Origin of the sequence: Kocuria oceani (genome assembly GCF_029524215.1) — a bacterium.
GTDB classification, from domain to species: Bacteria; Actinomycetota; Actinomycetes; order Actinomycetales; family Micrococcaceae; genus Kocuria; species Kocuria oceani.
In genome coordinates this window covers 21,925-38,900 of sequence record NZ_JARAMH010000002.1, presented here as the reverse complement: position 1 = coordinate 38,900, position 16,976 = coordinate 21,925, and the positions used below count along the sequence as shown (strand labels likewise).

13 protein-coding genes and 1 tRNA gene are annotated in these 16,976 nt (G+C 75.0%); 4 read left to right on the top strand and 10 right to left on the bottom strand.

What is annotated here, in order from left to right; translation table 11 throughout:
- Positions 1-95: 95 nt before the first annotated feature.
- Positions 96-168: transfer RNA gene (locus PU704_RS02125), tRNA-Ala, on the top strand.
- Positions 169-269: 101 nt separating this feature from the next.
- Here PU704_RS02125 and PU704_RS02120 read toward each other — a convergent pair.
- The 4 genes from PU704_RS02120 to galU form a co-directional block, all read right to left on the bottom strand.
- On the bottom strand, positions 270-1,985 hold the full coding sequence (locus PU704_RS02120) for a CYTH and CHAD domain-containing protein (protein ID WP_277549946.1): 1,716 nt from the start codon (positions 1,983-1,985) through the stop codon (positions 270-272).
- Positions 1,986-2,142: 157 nt separating this feature from the next.
- Positions 2,143-3,072, bottom strand: a complete 930-nt coding sequence (locus PU704_RS02115) for a hypothetical protein (protein WP_277549945.1) — start codon at positions 3,070-3,072, stop codon at positions 2,143-2,145.
- 150 nt (positions 3,073-3,222) lie between these two features.
- The gene (locus PU704_RS02110) at positions 3,223-3,855 is read right to left on the bottom strand and encodes a GNAT family N-acetyltransferase (RefSeq protein ID WP_277549944.1); all 633 of its coding nucleotides are present in this window, start codon (positions 3,853-3,855) and stop codon (positions 3,223-3,225) included.
- 14 nt (positions 3,856-3,869) lie between these two features.
- Positions 3,870-4,784: a UTP--glucose-1-phosphate uridylyltransferase GalU gene (galU, locus tag PU704_RS02105; RefSeq protein WP_047801791.1), complete on the bottom strand. Its 915-nt coding sequence runs from the start codon at positions 4,782-4,784 to the stop codon at positions 3,870-3,872.
- 139 nt (positions 4,785-4,923) lie between these two features.
- On the opposite strand from galU, the gene PU704_RS02100 reads away from it, so the two are divergent.
- From PU704_RS02100 to PU704_RS02090, 3 genes are all read left to right on the top strand, one after another.
- Positions 4,924-5,559, top strand: a complete 636-nt coding sequence (locus PU704_RS02100) for a 5-formyltetrahydrofolate cyclo-ligase (RefSeq protein WP_277549943.1) — start codon at positions 4,924-4,926, stop codon at positions 5,557-5,559.
- Positions 5,560-5,622: 63 nt separating this feature from the next.
- Positions 5,623-5,949, top strand: a complete 327-nt coding sequence (locus PU704_RS02095) for an FmdB family zinc ribbon protein (protein WP_277549942.1) — start codon at positions 5,623-5,625, stop codon at positions 5,947-5,949.
- A gap of 122 nt (positions 5,950-6,071) precedes the next feature.
- Entirely contained in the window at positions 6,072-6,791 is a 720-nt protein-coding gene (locus PU704_RS02090) for an SAF domain-containing protein (RefSeq protein WP_277549941.1), read from the top strand.
- Positions 6,792-6,994: 203 nt separating this feature from the next.
- On the opposite strand, the gene PU704_RS02085 is transcribed toward PU704_RS02090, so the two are convergent.
- From PU704_RS02085 to guaB, 6 genes are all read right to left on the bottom strand, one after another.
- The gene (locus PU704_RS02085; RefSeq protein WP_277549940.1) at positions 6,995-10,789 is read right to left on the bottom strand and encodes a hypothetical protein; all 3,795 of its coding nucleotides are present in this window, start codon (positions 10,787-10,789) and stop codon (positions 6,995-6,997) included.
- Between the two features lie 150 nt (positions 10,790-10,939).
- Complete coding sequence (gene guaA / locus PU704_RS02080) at positions 10,940-12,547, bottom strand: glutamine-hydrolyzing GMP synthase (RefSeq protein WP_047801797.1); 1,608 nt, start codon at positions 12,545-12,547, stop codon at positions 10,940-10,942.
- A gap of 23 nt (positions 12,548-12,570) precedes the next feature.
- Positions 12,571-13,149: a DUF3817 domain-containing protein gene (locus PU704_RS02075; RefSeq protein ID WP_277549939.1), complete on the bottom strand. Its 579-nt coding sequence runs from the start codon at positions 13,147-13,149 to the stop codon at positions 12,571-12,573.
- Positions 13,142-14,161: an SURF1 family protein gene (locus tag PU704_RS02070; protein WP_277549938.1), complete on the bottom strand. Its 1,020-nt coding sequence runs from the start codon at positions 14,159-14,161 to the stop codon at positions 13,142-13,144. The genes PU704_RS02075 and PU704_RS02070 overlap by 8 nt, the downstream gene beginning before the upstream one ends.
- A gap of 112 nt (positions 14,162-14,273) precedes the next feature.
- A complete protein-coding gene (locus PU704_RS02065) occupies positions 14,274-15,395 on the bottom strand; it encodes a GuaB3 family IMP dehydrogenase-related protein (protein WP_047801800.1) in 1,122 nt (373 codons plus the stop codon).
- Between the two features lie 34 nt (positions 15,396-15,429).
- Positions 15,430-16,974: an IMP dehydrogenase gene (guaB, locus tag PU704_RS02060; protein ID WP_277549934.1), complete on the bottom strand. Its 1,545-nt coding sequence runs from the start codon at positions 16,972-16,974 to the stop codon at positions 15,430-15,432.
- Between the last annotated feature and the right edge of the window lie 2 nt (positions 16,975-16,976).

The window sequence follows — 16,976 nt, the reverse complement described above, 5'->3', positions numbered from 1 at the left end:
CAGTCTCCCGACCACCGGGGCGGGAGGTCGGGCGGCACGCCGATCCCCCGAGATGCGAAACCGGCGCCGGGTGTATAGGATGAAACGGTTGCTCCGGGGCTATAGCTCAGTTGGTAGAGCGTTTCGTTCGCAATGAAAAGGTCAGGGGTTCGATTCCCCTTAGCTCCACCGGATCAGGAGGCCCCCACCAGGCAGGACGCCAGGTGGGGGCCTCCGTCGTGTCCGGGCCGGCCGCGCCCCACGGGGGCCGCCGGCCCGGACCCCAGCCCTCAGGCGAGGTCCGCGCGCAGCTGCGACAGCAGCACTCCCACGACCTCGGAGCCGCCCTCCGCCCCGGCGTGCATCCGGGACACCTCGGCGCCGTGCAGCAGGCCCACCGCGTAGCGGTCCTCCCCCGATCCCTGGAGGGCCTTCGCCCGGTCCGCGAGCCATCGCTCGACCACCGTGCTGTCCATCACCCGGCCGAGCGCGTCCTGGTAGTCCTCCGCGTCCCGGGCGGCCCGGCGCAGCGACTTCCCGGGGCGGAACCCGGCCCGGTCCAGGACGGCGTCCACGTAGCGCACCCGCTTCACGGCCTTGCGGACGTCGTGCAGGTGCTCGAGCCGCTGCTCCTGCGCCGTCTCCCCGGATTCCTCCGCCGCGGCCCCCCGCTCGGCCACCCGGACCACCTTCCGCAGGGCCCGGTGCACCAGGGCGTCGGCGACCTCCCGCGCCGAGAGCTCGGCGCACTCCTCGGTCAGCGGCGGCGCCGCCGCGAACGCCCTGACGTCCGCCAGCAGCTGCAGGTGCTCCCGGGAGGTGACGCGCCGGCGGACGGCGGCGGCGGCCCGCTGCGACTGCTCCTCCGCGGCGCGCTGCAGAACCTTCGCCGCGGCCGGGTCCACCCGGCCGTCCAGGGCCGCCACGCGCCCGGCGAGCAGCTCCGCGGTCACCTCGGCGTCCCGCGCGCCGGACAGCGCCCCGGCGAGCTCGCGCAGCCGCCCGTCCAGCTCCTGCGCGGTGTCCCCCGCGAAGAAGGGCCCGGCCGCGCGCAGCACGCTGCGCAGGGACCGCGAGGTCACCCGCATCTGGTGGACGGCGTCCGGGGCGTCCAGGCGGACCTTGAAGTCCCACAGCACCAGCTGCTCGGCCAGCCCGTCCAGCACCGTCCGGAGGGCCTCCGGGCCCGTGCCCTTCGCCTTCCGCCCCTTCTTCCCTGTCTTATCCGTCTTCTTCGCGGTCTTCTGGCCCTTCTTGCCTTGCTTGCCCTTCTTGCCTTGCTGGCCCTTCTGGCCCGCGCCGCCCGTCCCCGTCGTCTGCCCCGGCTTCTCCCCCGGCGACGACGCCTCCTGCGCGGACCCGTCCGCCGCGGGTGCGCCGGCCCCGTCCTCGGCGCCGAGCGCCCGGGCGATCTTCGCCCGGGAGTTCGAGGGCCGGCCGCCCACCGCGAAGATCGCGGACTCGACCGCGTCGAAGATCTCCTGCTGCCGCTCCTCGGGGATCGACCCGTCGAGGAGCTCGACCTCCCACTCGGACCAGGAGCGCGCCGTCCCCGTGCGCTCGTCGACGGCCTCCACGACGTCGGCGGCGAGCTCGGCGACCTCGTCCCCACCGGCGTCGCTGACCGCCTGGACCTGCCGGACGGTGCGCAGGGTCGCGATCGGCCGCAGCGGCTCCCCGCCGGTGAGCCCGGCCAGCAGGTGGCGCACGGCCGCGGGCATCCGGTCCGGGGTCCGCAGCAGCGGGACCTGCCACTCCTGCCGGCCGGTGGCCTCGGAGAACTTCACGTGCCACCCGTCGTCGGCGCCGCCCCGGCGGCGGCGCAGCGCCACGGACCGCCGGCCCAGTGCCATGTCCTCCGTGTCGTAGTAGACCGCCTCCATGCGGTGCTCCACGGCCTCGGCGGAGACCGTGTAGCCCGGCAGCCCGCTCCAGTCGACGCTGCTCTCGGCGCCCTCCGGCACCTCGTACTTGCGCTCGACCTCGCGGTGGGCGACGGCGGTCATGGGTCCTCCTCGGTCGGGGCGCCCGGCGGCCGGAGCCGGCGGCCGGCTGTTGTGACGATGATATCGGGACGACACGCACGGCCCACCGGACGGCTCCGCCGCCCGGTCGTCGACCGGGCGGCGGAGCGGGGTGCGGACGGACCGCGGCGCGAGCGCCTCAGGCGCGGCGGCGCTTCAGGACGTCGTCGAGGTCGAGGGCGGCACGCCCGCGCTCCTCCCCCGTGCGCACCGCGTCCTTGAGGCTGCTGGAGCTGGAGGCAGGCTGCTCAGGCACCGGCAGCGGCTCCGGGGCGGGCCGCTCCACCACCGGCGCCTCCGCGTAGGTCGGCCGCGGCACCGGCACCGGCTCCCACGTGCGGCCGGGATCGGCGGACTCGCGCGCCACCCGCAGCGCCTCGGCCCGCAGCTCCTCCACGGTGAACGCCGGGGGGACCCGGGGCTGCTCGTGCTCGGCCGGGAGGTCGAGGTCCTCGGCCGGCTCGTCGTGGGCGGCGGGCAGCCGCTCACCGGGGAGCTGCTCGGCGGGAAGCTGCTCGAGCGCCCCGTCCTCGTTGTCGAACAGCGCCACGTCCCCGCGGGGGGCGTGCGGGTCCACGGTCGCGGCCGGGACCGTGGCCGCCCCGCGGCGGGCGGCCCGGTCCTGCACGGCCAGGTAGCGCAGGGCGAGCACGGAGCCCACCGCCAGCAGGAGGAGGAACACGGGCCAGGGCCAGCTCACCGCGGCCGAGAAGGGCGCGACGACGGCGGTGAGCAGCGCGGCCAGGAGCGCGGTGCAGCCGGCCAGGAAGAGGCCGGCGCGGCCGCGCCGGACGCGCAGCGTCCCGGGGCGCCGGGCCGTGCCGGACGACGGGGAGACGGTGTCGGTGGTCGCCATGGTGATCCTTCGTCGGCGGGACTCGGGGAAGGGAACCGCGGCCTGCGGAGGAGACTCTTCCGCGGCGGAGGCCGCACCGGCCGGGTCGGTGCCGGTATCCTGGGCCTGCGCCGCGACGGATGCCCCGCGGCGGTGCTGCAGACGCGGCACGACCCAGTACAGGGAGAGCGCGCACACCACGGCCAGCACGGCCGAGCTGCTCACCCAGATCATGGTCGTGGTCCTGCCTCTGCGATCGCTCGGACGAGCGGTAAGGGAACCGCCGGCGCGCGGCGTGTCCCGGCCCGGGGATCGGGCCGTGAGGCACAGCCTACTACCGGGGGGCGCCGCCTGTGGGTATCCCTGTGGACACGGCGGGCCCGGTCACTCCCACACGGCGGGCCGGTCCGAGGCGGTGAACCGCCGCACCAGCCCCTCGGGCACCTCCGGGGCGGTGATCGCGAAGCTGCGGTGGTCCGTCCACCGCCCGTCGATGTGCAGGAAGTCCTTGCGCAGTCCCTCGTCCCGGAACCCGAGCTTCTCGACCACCCGCAGGGACTTGGTGTTCTCCGGGCGGATGTTGATCTCCATCCGGTGCAGTCCCAGCCCCTGGAAGCAGTAGTCGGTGGCCATGGCCACCGCCATGGGCGCGACGCCGCGCCCCGCCTGCTTCCGGTCCACCCAGTAGCCCAGGCTCGCCGAGAGGAAGGATCCCCAGGAGATCCCGGAGACGGTGAGCTGGCCGACGAGGCCGAACTGCTCCGTCCCCGGGATCCGCTCCGTGATCACGAACGGGAGGGCCGTGCCCTGCCGCGCCTGCTGGTCGAGGGTCCGCACAAACTGCCCGAACGTGGGGGCGGCCCCGCCGGGGGCGGGGTTCGTCGCCTCCCAGGGATCGAGCCACTCGCGGTTGCGGGCGCGCACGACGTCCCACTCGCGGCGGTCCCCCCGGGCCAGGGGGCGCAGCCGGAGATCGCCCCAGGACACGACGACGGGCCACCGGAACTGTCCGGCCACGGCAGCGCGGCCTCTCAGCCGACCGGCAGCGACCGGGTGTAGTCCTTGAGCCACTCCCGCAGCTCCGGGCCCAGGTCCTCTCGCTCCGAGGCCAGGATGATGTTGGCCTTCAGGTAGCTGAGCTTGTCCCCGGTGTCGTAGCGGCGGCCCTTGAAGACCACCCCGTACACCCCGCCGCCGGCCCCGTCGCGCCCGGCCAGGGTCTGCAGCGCGTCGGTGAGCTGGATCTCCCCGCCGCGGCCCGGAGCCGTGTTCTCCAGCACCTCGAACACGTCCGGGTGCAGCACGTAACGGCCGATGATGGCCAGGTTCGACGGCGCCTCCTCCGGGGCCGGCTTCTCCACCAGCCCGTTGATCCGCACGTACTCGTCGCCCTCCACCGCGCTCACGTCGGCGCAGCCGTAGGAGCTGATCTGCTCGGGCTCGACCTCCATCAGCGCCACCACGGAGCCGCCGGTGCGCTCCTGGACCTCGATCATCTGGGTCAGCAGGTCGTCGCGGGCGTCGATGAGGTCATCGCCCAGCAGCACCGCGAAGGGCTCGTCGCCCACGTGGATCTTGGCCCGCAGCACCGCATGCCCCAGCCCCTTGGGATCGGCCTGGCGCAGGTAATGGATCTCCCCCAGCTCCGAGGCGTGCTCGACCTCGCGCAGCAGGGCGGTCTTGCCGGACTCCTCCAGCTGGTGCTCCAGGGCCGGCACCCGGTCGAAGTGGTCCTCGAGAGCCCTCTTGGACCGGCCGGTGATCATCAGCACGTCCTGCAGACCGGCGTCCACGGCCTCCTGCACCACGTACTGGATGGCCGGGCGGTCCACGACCGGCAGCATCTCCTTGGGCATGGCCTTCGTCGCGGGCAGGAACCGGGTGCCGAGCCCGGCGGCGGGGATCACGGCCTTGCGGACCGCGCGGGGGTTGCTGTTTCCACTCATGGGCACAGGCTAACGGATCGACGACCGCAGCCGGTTGATCCCCACGCCACCCGCGGCTACCCTCGCACCACCGGCCCGGACGGGCCGGTCGGTCCGGGACGCCGTCCCGGCCGGGCACCGGACAGGAGCGGACGCGACGATGACCGACCCGGGCACCCCGGCCGAGGCGAAGGCCCGCCTGCGCCGGGAGCTGCGCGCGACCCGCACCCGGCGGGCGCACGCCGCACGCGAGCACGCCGCCGTGGGCTTCGAGCGGCACCTGGCCGAGCTGCTCGCCGGCAGCCCCCACCTCGACGTCGCGGCCTACCTGCCGATGCCGACCGAACCTCCCCTGGAGCCGGCCCTCGCCGCGGCGCACCGGCGCGGGCACCGGATCTGGGTGCCGGTGTGCGAGCCGGGCCGCCGGCTCGCCTGGGCGCACTGGACCCCGGACGCCCTGGTGCGCACCGGCGGCCTGGGCGGGCTGCGCGAACCCGTGGGCGCTCGCCACGGAGCCGAGGTGATGCGGTCGGTCGGCGTGCTGCTGGTGCCCGCGCTCGCGGTCGCCCACGACGGCGGGCGGCTGGGCTTCGGCGGCGGCTACTACGACCGGTTCCTGGCGCAGCTGCCCCGCACGGCACACCCCGAGCTGCGCACCGCGGTGTGCGTGTTCGCCGACGAGGTGCTGCCCGCCGGAGCGGTCCCCACGGAGCCGCTCGACGCCCCAGTGGGGCTCGCGCTCACGGAGGACGGGCCCGTGCGCCTGGGCGCCCGGACGGGTGCCGGCACACGGTAGAATCAGCACTCGACACCTTCGAGTGCCAGAGAGCGCACCCGGCGACCGTTTCCAGGAGGACCCATGCCCGTCTACGCCTACGCCTGCAAGGACTGCGGCCACGCGTTCGACATCCGCCAGTCGTTCAGCGAGGAGGCCCTGACCGCCTGCCCCGAGTGCGGCGGCGGCCTGCGCAAGAAGTTCAACACCGTGGGCGTGGTGTTCAAGGGCTCCGGCTTCTACCGCAACGACTCGCGATCGGACCGCTCCGGCACGAGCTCCTCGTCCGCCGCGTCCTCGCCGGCTCCCGCGGCGGCCGACGCCGCGCCCGCGGCCGCCGCGTCCACCGCGTCCTCCGCCCCGGCCTCCACCGGGGCGTCCGCCTCCGGCGCGGGCGGCTCCTCGGCCTGAGCCGACGCCCTCCCGGCGTCCGCGCTCCACCGGCCGTACGGCCGGGCCCCGCCCTGCGGCCCCGTCCCCCGGCCCCCGTCCGGCCGTGCCCCGTGGACGGCCGGGACCGTAGCGTGCCGGCCATGAGTCCTCGTCCGCGCCCCGCCCGGCGCCGCTACCCGCTGTCCCTGCACCTGCGCTCGGCGCTGTCCCGGCGCCGCCGGCTCGCCGCGGCCGTCCTCGTCAGCCTCGCCCTGGGCCTGGTCGTCCTCCGGCTCGGCCCGCCCCGGGCCGGCACCGTGCCGGTCGTGACCGCCGCCGAGGCCCTGCCGGCGGGCACGGTGCTCGGGCCGGAGCAGCTCGCGGTGGCCGCCTATCCGCGCGGGCTGGTGCCCGAGGGCGCCGTCGCCGACCCGGCCGAGCTGGCCGGGCGCACCCTGGCGGGCGCCGCCGGCACGGGCCAGCCGTTGACCGGCTCCACCGTCGTCGGCCCCGGGCTGCTCACCGGCCGCCCGCCCGGGGCCACCGCGGTGACGCTGCGCATCGACGACCCGGCCGTCCTGCAGCACGTGCGCGCGGGGGACCACGTGGACGTCGTCGGCCTCTCCGACGACGCCCCCGCCGACGCCGGCCTCCCCGACGAGCGGCGGGTCCTGGGCCGGGCCCTGCCCGTGCTGTGGGTCCCCGACCCCGCGTCCGGGGCGGGCGGCGGACTGCTCACCGCCTCGCCCGGTGAGGAGGCGGGCCTGCTGGTGGTGGGGGCCCCGCACGAGGACGCGGCCCGGCTGGCGGGTGCCGGGCCCAGCACCGTGGTGCTCGTGCCCGCGCCCGTCAGCCCCAGTGCGGAGGCCGCTGGGCCCTGAGCCAGTCCTCGTGCGCCTCGTCCGGGGATCCGTCCCCGGCCCCGGATGCCGGGTCGTCGAGGCCGGCCAGGCGCGGCTCCGGCCCGGAAAACGTGCCGCCGGTCGCCCGCCGGGACCGGCGCCGCACGGCGGGCCGGTCCGGGGCGGGCGGCTCCTGCGCGGGCCGGTCCCGGGCGGGATCGGCCGGGACCGGGGCCCCCGGCTCACCGGGCACGGGAGTCCCGCCCCGGGCCGGTGGGCAGGCCGAGGTAGCGCCGGATCAGGTCGGCCACCGTGTCGGGATCGGTGAAGACCTCGATCGTCCACAGGGTGAGGTAGTTCCAGCCGGTCCGCTCGAGCTGCTGCGGCCGCAGCCGCGAGCGCTCGCGCACGGACAGCGCCGCGGCCTCGGCGGAGCCGTCGGACTGACCGGCCACGGGGATGCGCAGCGGACGGCCCTCGGCGCGGCTCCGGCCGTCGAGCACGGCGCCGGCCGACATCGACTCGGTGTCCGCCCAGGCCGCGAGGTCGACGACCCCGGCGTGGTGCAGCCGCACCGAGGCCCCGCCCTGCGCGAGCCGGCGGGCGAGGTCCACCACCAGGGCGTCCTCGTGGGAGCGGCGGGGGCTCTCCTCGGGCCCCGCGCCGGCGCCCAGGTGCATGGCGAGCACGCGGGCGAAGTCCCGGGCGCCGTGCTGGAGTCCCTTGGCCTCCACCTCCTCCGGGTGCAGCGAGGTCACGATCCGGGTGGTGTGCCGGGCCCGGGTCATGGCCAGCACGAACGCCTGCCTGCCGTGCCGCTCGGACAGCGCGCCCAGGTACGGCACGGTGCGGCCGTTGGCCGTCTTGCCGAAGCCCAGGGAGAAGACCACGGTGTCCCGGACGATCCCCGCCGCACGGTGCAGGTCGACCACCCGGAAGGACTCGGGGCCGGGGGCGAAGAACGCCGCGGTGGCCGGCTCCTCCCGCATCCGCCGCCGGACGGCCTCGGCGATCCGGGCCGCGTGCACCGCACTGGCCGTCACCACGGCCAGCGAGCGGCGCGGGTGGCGGGCGGCGTGCTCGAACACGAGCTCGACGACCCGGCGGACCTCGGCGGCGGGCGCCTGGATGCCCTCGATCGCGGCGGTCAGGGCGCCCACGCCGTCGGGGACGTACTCCACGGAGAGCGCCGGTGCGGTGCCGGTGACGGACTCGCCGTGCGGCAGCCGGCGCAGCCGCCCGCCGTAGAACTGCTCGTCGAGGTAGTGGAAGACCCGCTCGTCCATCGACCGGTGCACGGTCCGCAGCGTCCGCTCCGGCACCACGCGGGAGAGGGCGTCGAAGGCGCTGTCCACCTCGACCACGGGGTGGGCGCCCGGGGCCGGCGCCGCGGTGGGCGCCACGGTGAAGGGCTGGGGCCGGCCCAGGTGCGGGTCGCCGAACGCGATCACCTGCCGGCAGCGGGTCAGCGCGGGCAGCACCGCTGCGAGCGGGGAGCTCTCGGCGTCGAGGACCACCACGGCGTCGAAGTCGTGCTCCTCGGGCAGCGCCGCCGAGAGGACGAGCGGGCTGGCCGTCCACACGGGCACCAGCGAGCCGATCAGCTCGCCGGCGGAGGCGCCGACCTCCTCCAGCGGCGCGGCGCCGGCGCGCAGCATCCGGCGCAGGGCGGCGCCGGCGCGCGGGGAGCGCCGCACGGTGCGCTGCCAGCGGTCGGCGAGCTCCCACAGCAGCCGGGCGGCGCCGGAGGCGATGTGCGCCGCGTCCGCGCGCCGGAACGTGGACTCCACGGTGCGCAGGGTGTGCCCCTCGGGCATCGCCAGGAAGTCGTCGCCGGTGATCATGGCCTCCAGGGTGGACTGCCACCAGGCCAGGTCGAACTCCCCGGGCACCTGCTCGGGCGCCACGGTGCGCCGCACCAGGTCGTCCACGAGCTCGCCGAGGCCCTGTCCGCGCAGCTCGTCGAGCAGGACCGTGCGCTCGGGCAGCATCTCGAGGTTGTCCTCGTCGTTGATGAGACCGTCCAGGGTCTCGCGCAGGCGGTCGATCGGCCGGGCGAGCAGGTCCTCGCCGGCCGGGGCGCCCTCGAGCGCGATCGCCAATCCCTCCAGGTCCTCCACGAACCGGGCGTGCACGGCCGCGAGCTCCTCCACCCGCTCGGAGACCACGGGGTGCTTCGACGACGTGGCCCACTCCTGCCAGCGCTCCCGCTGCGACTGCACCCGCACGAGGGCGCTGTGCAGGTCGGACAGGTGGACGCCGTGCCGGATGTACTCCTTGGCGGCCTTGCGCAGCCGCGAGCGCTGCAGACCGGTCATCTCGATCCCGTGCTCGCGGCGCCAGGCGGAGCCGGCGGTGGCGGCGACCAGGTCCGTGACCGGCCGGTCGTAGATGTCCGGGGTGAACCGGGTCAGGGAGTCCTGGACCTCCTGGAGCAGCCGCAGCTGCCGCCCCCACTCCGGGACGGTCGTGCCGCCGCGCAGCCCGCTGGTGGCCAGGACGTGGCGCATCCCGGTCTCCAGCGTGGTCAGCTCGAGCAGCAGGGACTGGGCGAGGCGGTGGGCCTGGCGGGACTCGTCCTCGTTGACCAGCCGCGCCCCGCTCCACGGCCCGGCCAGGGTCCCGGCGTCGAAGGCCCCGAGCTCGGCGGCGCGCTCGAGGCGGGCCACCACGGCGTCCCGGTCCGCGACGGCGTCGAGCACCGAGCGCGGGAAGCGCACCGCGGTGGCCGGGGCCGGGCGGCGGGAGGTCAGCTCGGCGAGGGCCTGCACCGCCCGGTAGGGGGAGACGGACCAGCGCGGGCGCACGGTGTGCAGGGACCGCACGTGCTCGGCCAGCTGGTCGCGGCTGGTGCGCAGCGTCTCGTGCAGCTCGGCGAGGTCGGGGCGCTCGGCGCGCTCGTTGCGGGCGACCGCGCGGATGAGCTGCTGGGCCACGTCGGCGTCGCTGAGCTGGGAGGACAGCGGCAGCACCGCGGTGCCCAGACCGAGCCCGTCCATCCGGCGCCCGAAGGCGGCGAGGGTGGTGCGCCGCTCCCCCAGCACGAGGACGGTGCGCCCGGCGGCCACGAGGGTGCCCACGGCGTTCACGGCGGTGTCGAGCTGGCCCGTGCCGGGCGCGGCGGTGACCACGAAGGAGTGCCCCTGCGCCGCGAGGTCGAGGACCTCCTGCTGGGGGCCGTCGGCGTCGAGCAGCAGCAGCTCGCCGGCGGGGTCGCGCTCGTCCAGCGGGGGCGCGTCGTGGGAGATCTCCTGCACCTGGGGGATGCGCCCCACGGCGGCGGCCTTGAGCCGGGCGAGGTCCCGCACCACCGCGGTGCGCGCCACGACCGACAGGTCGGCGGGACGGTCGTGCAGGTCCGCGAACGTGGAGACGAGCAGCTTGTGCTCCACGTGCATCCCCGGCACTGCCCCGGCCAGGGTGCGCAGGGTCTCCAGCGCCGGGGCCGGGTCGAGCCGGCGGGTGCCGTAGGCGAGCCGGGCCAGTTCTCCCGAGGTGAGGTCCACGCCGTGGTCGGCCGCCAGCCGGCGGACCATGGCGGGGTTGAGCCGGGCGGGGCCCACCAGCTGCAGCTCGAAGTCGTCGAGCTCGGGGCGCGGCCGGAGCGTGAGCGGGGCGAGCAGCACCGGGGCGATCCAGCGCCGCTGGCCCGCCCCGGTCGGGTCCGAGCCCTTGGGCCGGGCCAGCCAGGAGGCGGTGCCGGCGGCGAGGTACGCGGCGTCGAGCCCGTGGTTGACCGACAGCTCGTGGATCTTGGTGCGCAGGGAGCGCGCGGCCCGCACGGCCAGGCCGTAGGCCTGCGGGTCGTGCACGATCGTGGACAGGCGGGTGGGCCGGCCCATGAGCAGCTGCGCCTGGCCCGAGGAGTTCGCCTCGGTCAGGTCGATGCAGACGTTGTCGACCTGGTTGAAGTCCAGCAGGGTGTCCGGCCCGGTGTAGGCGTCCATCTGCCGGGTCCACGGCTGCAGCGAGACGCGCTCGGGCGGCGTCCCGGGGGTGTCCGACGTCCGGGGGGTGCGGTCGGATCCGATCGACATGGTTCTCCTCCTGCGCCGCGGCCCGCGGGCCCGGCGCGCACGGGCCGGGCGGTCCGCGCGGACCACCCGACCCCGGCTGCTCGTGTCTCGCCCGTGCGGGGGCCGGTCGTGCGGGCCTGCGCCCGTTCGACGGCTACTCCCGCTGGACGGCTACTCCCACTCGATGGTGCCCGGGGGCTTGGACGTGACGTCCAGCACCACCCGGTTGACGTCCTCGACCTCGTTGGTGATCCGGTTGGAGACGCGGGCCAGCAGGTCGTAGGGCAGGCGCGACCAGTCGGCGGTCATGGCGTCCTCGCTGGAGACCGGGCGCAGCACGATCGGGTGCCCGTAGGTGCGGCCGTCGCCCTGCACGCCTACCGAGCGGACGTCGGCCAGGAGCACGACCGGCATCTGCCAGACCTCGTCGTCGAGCCCGGCGCGGGTGAGCTCCTCGCGGGCGATGGCGTCCGCCCGGCGCAGCACCGCGAGATTGGCCTCGGTGACCTCCCCGATGATCCGGATGCCCAGGCCGGGGCCCGGGAAGGGCTGGCGGCCCACGATCTCGTGGGGCAGGCCCAGCTCCCGGCCCACGGCCCGCACCTCGTCCTTGAACAGGGTGCGCAGCGGCTCCACGAGCTCGAACTGCAGGTCCTCCGGCAGCCCGCCCACGTTGTGGTGGCTCTTGATGTTGGCGGCGCCCTCCCCGCCGCCGGACTCGACGACGTCGGGATAGAGGGTGCCCTGGACGAGGAAGCGCACGGGCTCGCCCTCCTGGGCGGCGGTGCGGGCGACGGCCTCCGCGGCGGCCTCGAAGGAGCGGATGAACTCCCGGCCGATGATCTTGCGCTTCTGCTCCGGGTCGGTGACGCCGGCCAGGGCGCCGAGGAAGCGCTCCTTCTCCTCGGCCACGTACAGGTTGACGCCGGTGGCGGCGACGAAGTCCTTCTCGACCTGCTCGGCCTCGCCCTCCCGGAGCAGGCCGTGGTCCACGAACACGCAGGTGAGCTGGTCGCCCACGGCGCGCTGGACCAGGGCGGCGGCCACGGCGGAGTCCACGCCGCCGGAGAGCCCGCAGATCACGGAGGCGGAGCCGACCTGCTCGCGGATCCGCTGGACGTGCTCCTCGATGATGTTGCCGGTGGACCAGGTCGGCTCCACGCGCGCGCCGTCGAACAGGAAGTGCTCCAGCACCTGCTGCCCGTGCACGGAGTGCTTGACCTCGGGGTGCCACTGCACCCCGTACAGCCGGCGGGTGTCGTCGGCGAACGCGGCCACCGGGGTGGTCTCGGTGGACGCGAGGACCTCGAACCCGGCGGGCGCCTCGACCACGGAGTCGCCGTGGCTCATCCACACGGTCTGGGTGCCGGGCGAGCCCTCGAGGATGGAGGCACCGGGGCCGCCCACGGCGGTCGCGGTGGTCGCGCCGTACTCGCGGGCCCCGGTGTGCGCGACCGTGCCGCCGAGGGCCTGGGCCATGGCCTGGAAGCCGTAGCAGATGCCGAAGACGGGCACGCCGGCCTCGAAGAGGGCGGGGTCCTGCTGCGGGGCGTCCTCGGCGTAGACGGAGGACGGGCCGCCCGAGAGGATGATCGCCGCCGGCCGCTTGGCGAGGATCTGCTCGGTGGACCAGGTGTGCGGGACGATCTCGGAATAGACGTTGGCCTCGCGGACCCGGCGGGCGATCAGCTGCGCGTACTGCGCGCCGTAGTCGACCACCAGGACCGGGCGCTGCTCCAGCTCGGTACGGGTCTCAGGTGTTTCGGTCACGCCCTCCATCCTAGGCCAGGCGCGGGAGGGGCTCAGTACCGCTTGGCGGCCTTCGGGTTGGCGCGCAGCTCCGCGGTGGTCGAGGCGTGGATCTTGCGCTCCACCACGAAGGACAGGAACGGCACGACGCCGCCGAGGGCCATGACCACCAGCTGGGGGAAGGGCCAGCGCATGAGCGTCCAGACCCGGAAGCAGGAGACGAGGTAGACCACGTAGAACCAGCCGTGCACGATGAGGATCCACGTGGAGATGTTGACCCCGCCGGCGAGGTTCTCCAGCTCCAGGTCCTGCCAGCCCAGGGCCACCGTCTGCCCCGTGAGCTTGTCCGTGCCCCCGGCGATCAGGTCGTAGCCCAGCCCGTAGCGGGTGATCATCTCGGCCACGAGCAGCAGCAGGAACGTGCCGGAGATCCAGGCGCAGACCATGTAGAAGGTCAGCGCCCCCCGGATCTGCGACTCGGTGCCGCCGAAGCGCCGGCGCGGCTGCAGGGCCGCCCGGCGCGGGACCCGGCCGGGTCCGCCGGATGCGGGCCGGGCGTCCTGCGGGAGCGAGACCCGCACCCCGTCGGTGCGCTCCTTCGGGGAGGGGGTCGGCTGGGTCGGTTCAGTCATGGTGGGCTCCGGTCCTGTCCTGGGTCCTGTCCTGGGTGTCGTCGGTCCTGCCGTGGGCGCCGGCGCTGCGGGCCCGGTCGCCGGGCCCGTCCTCGGGCCGGTGGCCGGGCTGGTCGTCGAACCAGTAGTACTCCCCCGCCTCGGGGTCGTAGTAGTAGTAGCGTCCGCTCGCCTCGTCGAGGTAGTACTCGCCCTCGAAGTAGAAGTACTCCTCCGGGTGCTGCTCGCGCAGCCACTCGTCGCGCACGAACCGCCACCAGATGTAGAGGGCGAAGCCGGCGAAGACCACCCACTCGACAGCGTAGAAGAGGTTGAGCAGGTTCACGGACTCGTCCGTGGGCTGCTGGTCGATCTCCAGCTCGGACAGCTGCGGGCTCAGCAGCGCCGGGTCCGCGGCGAGCGTCCCGTCCGCGCGGAGCTGGACGGGCGCGGAGGCGGGGTTCTCGGCGAAGGCCGCCACGAACCCGGCGTAGAGCGGGGCGTCCCAGAGATTGGTGAGCTGGGCCGGGGAGACCGTGCCCACCTGGCCCTCCGGCAGGCCCTCGCCGGGCACCGGCCCCTCGGCGGGCAGGTAGCGCCCGACGACGCCGACCCGGCCCTCGGGCTCCGCCGGCACGGCCGCGGGATCGGCGGTCCAGCCGCGGGCCACGGCCACGGTGAGCTCGCCGGCGGCGTCCGGCCACCGGCCCGCGCTGTCGGCCACGGTCAGGGCCGAGACGACCCAGTAGCCCTCGGACCCGTCCTGCAGCCGGCCGGGGACCAGGAGCGTGGAGCCGTCCCGGTAGTCCCCGGTGACCGTGATCAGCTGGTCGGCCTGCGCCGCGGTGACGGCAGTGCCGGCCTCGGCGGCCTCGGCGAGCGGGACGGCCACGTCCTTGGCGGGGTCCGCCACCGTGCGGGCCTGCTCGCTGGACTCCAGCTGCCACTGGCTGAGCAGCACGAAGCCCACGGCCAGCCCGAGGCTCACGAGCAGCGTGAGGATCGATCGGGGGCGCAGGGCGGTCGTGAGCACCCGTCAAGGCTAGTGCGCCTTCCTGGACGTTCGCCAATCCCCGCCCGCCCGTCCGGGACGTCGGCGCGGGCCCCGGTGCCGGGGCCCGCGCGGATCCCGGCGCGGGCGGGGCTCAGCCGCGGATGACCACCTCGGCGCGCTGGAACTCCTTGAGCTCCAGGTACCCGGTGGTGGCCATCGACCGGCGCAGCGCCCCCACGAGGTTGGAGGTGCCGTCCACGTGCCGGGAGGGGCCGAAGAGCACCTCCTGCAGCGGCCCGACCGTGCCCACCCGCGTGCGCAGCCCGCGCGGGAGCTGCCCGTGGTGCGCCTCCGCGCCCCAGTGCCAGCCCTGCCCCGGTGCCTCCGCCGTGCGGGCCAGGGCGGTGCCCAGCATCACGGCGTCGGCGCCCATCGCGAGGGCCTTGACGATGTCCCCGGAGACCCCCACGCCGCCGTCGGCGATGACGTGGACGTAGCGGCCGCCGGACTCGTCGAGGTAGTCCCGGCGGGCGGCGGCGACGTCGGAGATCGCCGTGGCCATGGCCGCGTGGATGCCCAGGGTGTTCTGGATCCGCATGGACGCGCCGCCGCCGAAGCCCACGAGCACCCCGGCGGCGCCCGTGCGCATGAGGTGCAGGGCGGGGGTGTAGCCGGCCGCGCCGCCCACGATGACCGGGACGTCGAGGTCGTAGATGAACTTCTTGAGGTCCAGGGGCTCCTGGTTGCGGGAGACGTGCTCCGCGGAGACCGTGGTCCCGCGGATCACGAAGACGTCCACCCCGGCGTCCAGGACGGTCCGGTAGTGCTCCACGGTGCGCTGCGGGGTGAGCGAGCCCGCCACGATCACGCCGGCCTCCCGGATCTGGGCGAGCCGGGCGGTGATCAGCTCGGGCTGCACCGGGGCCTCGTAGAGCTCCTGCATCCGGCGGGTCGCGGCCGGGGCGTCGTCGCCGGAGAGGTCCGCGATCTCGTCGAGCACCGGCTGCGGGTCCTCGTAGCGGGTCCACAGCCCCTCGAGGTCCAGCACGCCCAGTCCCCCGGCGCGGCCGAGGGCGATGGCCGTCTCCGGGGACGTGGCCGAGTCCATCGGTGCACCCAGGAAGGGGATCGAGAACCGGTAGGCGTCGATCTGCCAGTCCGTGGAGACGTCCCGGGGGTCGCGGGTGCGGCGGGAGGGGACGAGGGCGATCTCGTCGAGGGAGAAGGTGCGGCGGGCGCGTTTGGAGCGGCCGATCTCGATGTCGTAGCTCATGGTGTCCTTTCCGAACGGTGCAGCGGACCGCCGCTCAGCGCTGGTAGTTGGGTGCTTCGACGGTCATGGTGATGTCGTGCGGGTGGGACTCCTTGAGCCCGGCGGGGGTGATGCGCACGAACCGGCCCTTGTGCTTGAGCTCCTCCAGGCTGTGGGCGCCCACGTAGAACATGGTCTGGCGCAGGCCGCCGTCGAGCTGGTGCACCACGGCCGAGAGCGGGCCCCGGTAGGGCACCTGGCCCTCGATGCCCTCGGGGATGAGCTTCTCGTCGCTGGAGACGTCGGCCTGGAAGTAGCGGTCCTTCGAGTAGGAGGTCTTCTTGCCGCGAGACTGCATGGCCCCCAGCGAGCCCATCCCCCGGTAGGTCTTGAACTGCTTGCCGTTGACGAAGATCAGCTCGCCCGGGGACTCGTCGCAGCCGGCGAGCAGGGAGCCGACCATCACGGAGTCCGCGCCGGCCACGAGGGCCTTGCCGATGTCCCCGGAGTACTGCAGGCCGCCGTCGGCGATCAGGGGCACGCCCGCCGGGATCGCGGCCTTGGCCGCCTCGTTGACGGCGGTCACCTGGGGCACCCCCACGCCGGCGATGATGCGGGTCGTGCAGATCGAGCCGGGGCCCACGCCGACCTTCACGGCGTCCGCGCCGGCGTCCACGATGGCCTGCGCGCCGTGCCGGGTGGCGGCCTGGCCGCCGATCACGTCCACGTGGGCGGCGGCGGGCTCCGCCTTGAGCCGGGCGACCATGTCGAGCACGCCCTGGGAGTGACCGTTGGCGGTGTCGATGAACAGCGCGTCCACCCCGGCCTCCACGAGGGCCATGGCGCGCTCGAAGCCGTCGCCGAAGAAGCCGACGGCGGCGCCGACGCGCAGGCGTCCCTCGTCGTCCTTCGTGGCGTGCGGGTACTGCTCGGCCTTGGTGAAGTCCTTGATGGTGATGAGGCCGGTGAGCCGGCCGGCGCCGTCGACGAGCGGGAGCTTCTCGATCTTGTTCGAGGCCAGCAGGGCGTGGGCGTCGTCCTTGGCCATCCCCACCTTGCCGGTGATCAGGGGCATGGGCGTCATGATCTCGTGCACCCGGCGCTTCGGGAAGTCGCTCTCCGGCAGGTAGCGGGTGTCCCGGTTGGTGATGATGCCCAGCAGCTTCTGCTCCGCGTCCACGACCGGCAGCCCGGAGACCCGGTAGTAGCCGCAGAGCCGGTCGAGCTCCTCGAGGGTCGCGTCCGGGGAGATGGTCACGGGGTCGGTGATCATGCCCGACTCGCTGCGCTTGACCCGGTCCACGTGCTCCGCCTGGTCCTCGATCGAGAGGTTGCGGTGGATCACGCCGAGACCGCCCTGGCGGGCCATCGCGATGGCCATCGGGGACTCGGTGACGGTGTCCATGGCGGCGGACAGCAGCGGCACCTCCAGGGTGATGCGCCGGGACAGGCGGGTGCGCGTCGAGGCCTCCGAGGGGATGACGTCCGTGTTGCCGGGCAGCAGCAGGACGTCGTCGTAGGTCAGCCCGGTGAACCCGAACGGGTCCTCGGACAGGGCGGTGGGGACGGCGGTATCCGACACGGTGGGGCCTTTCAGCATCG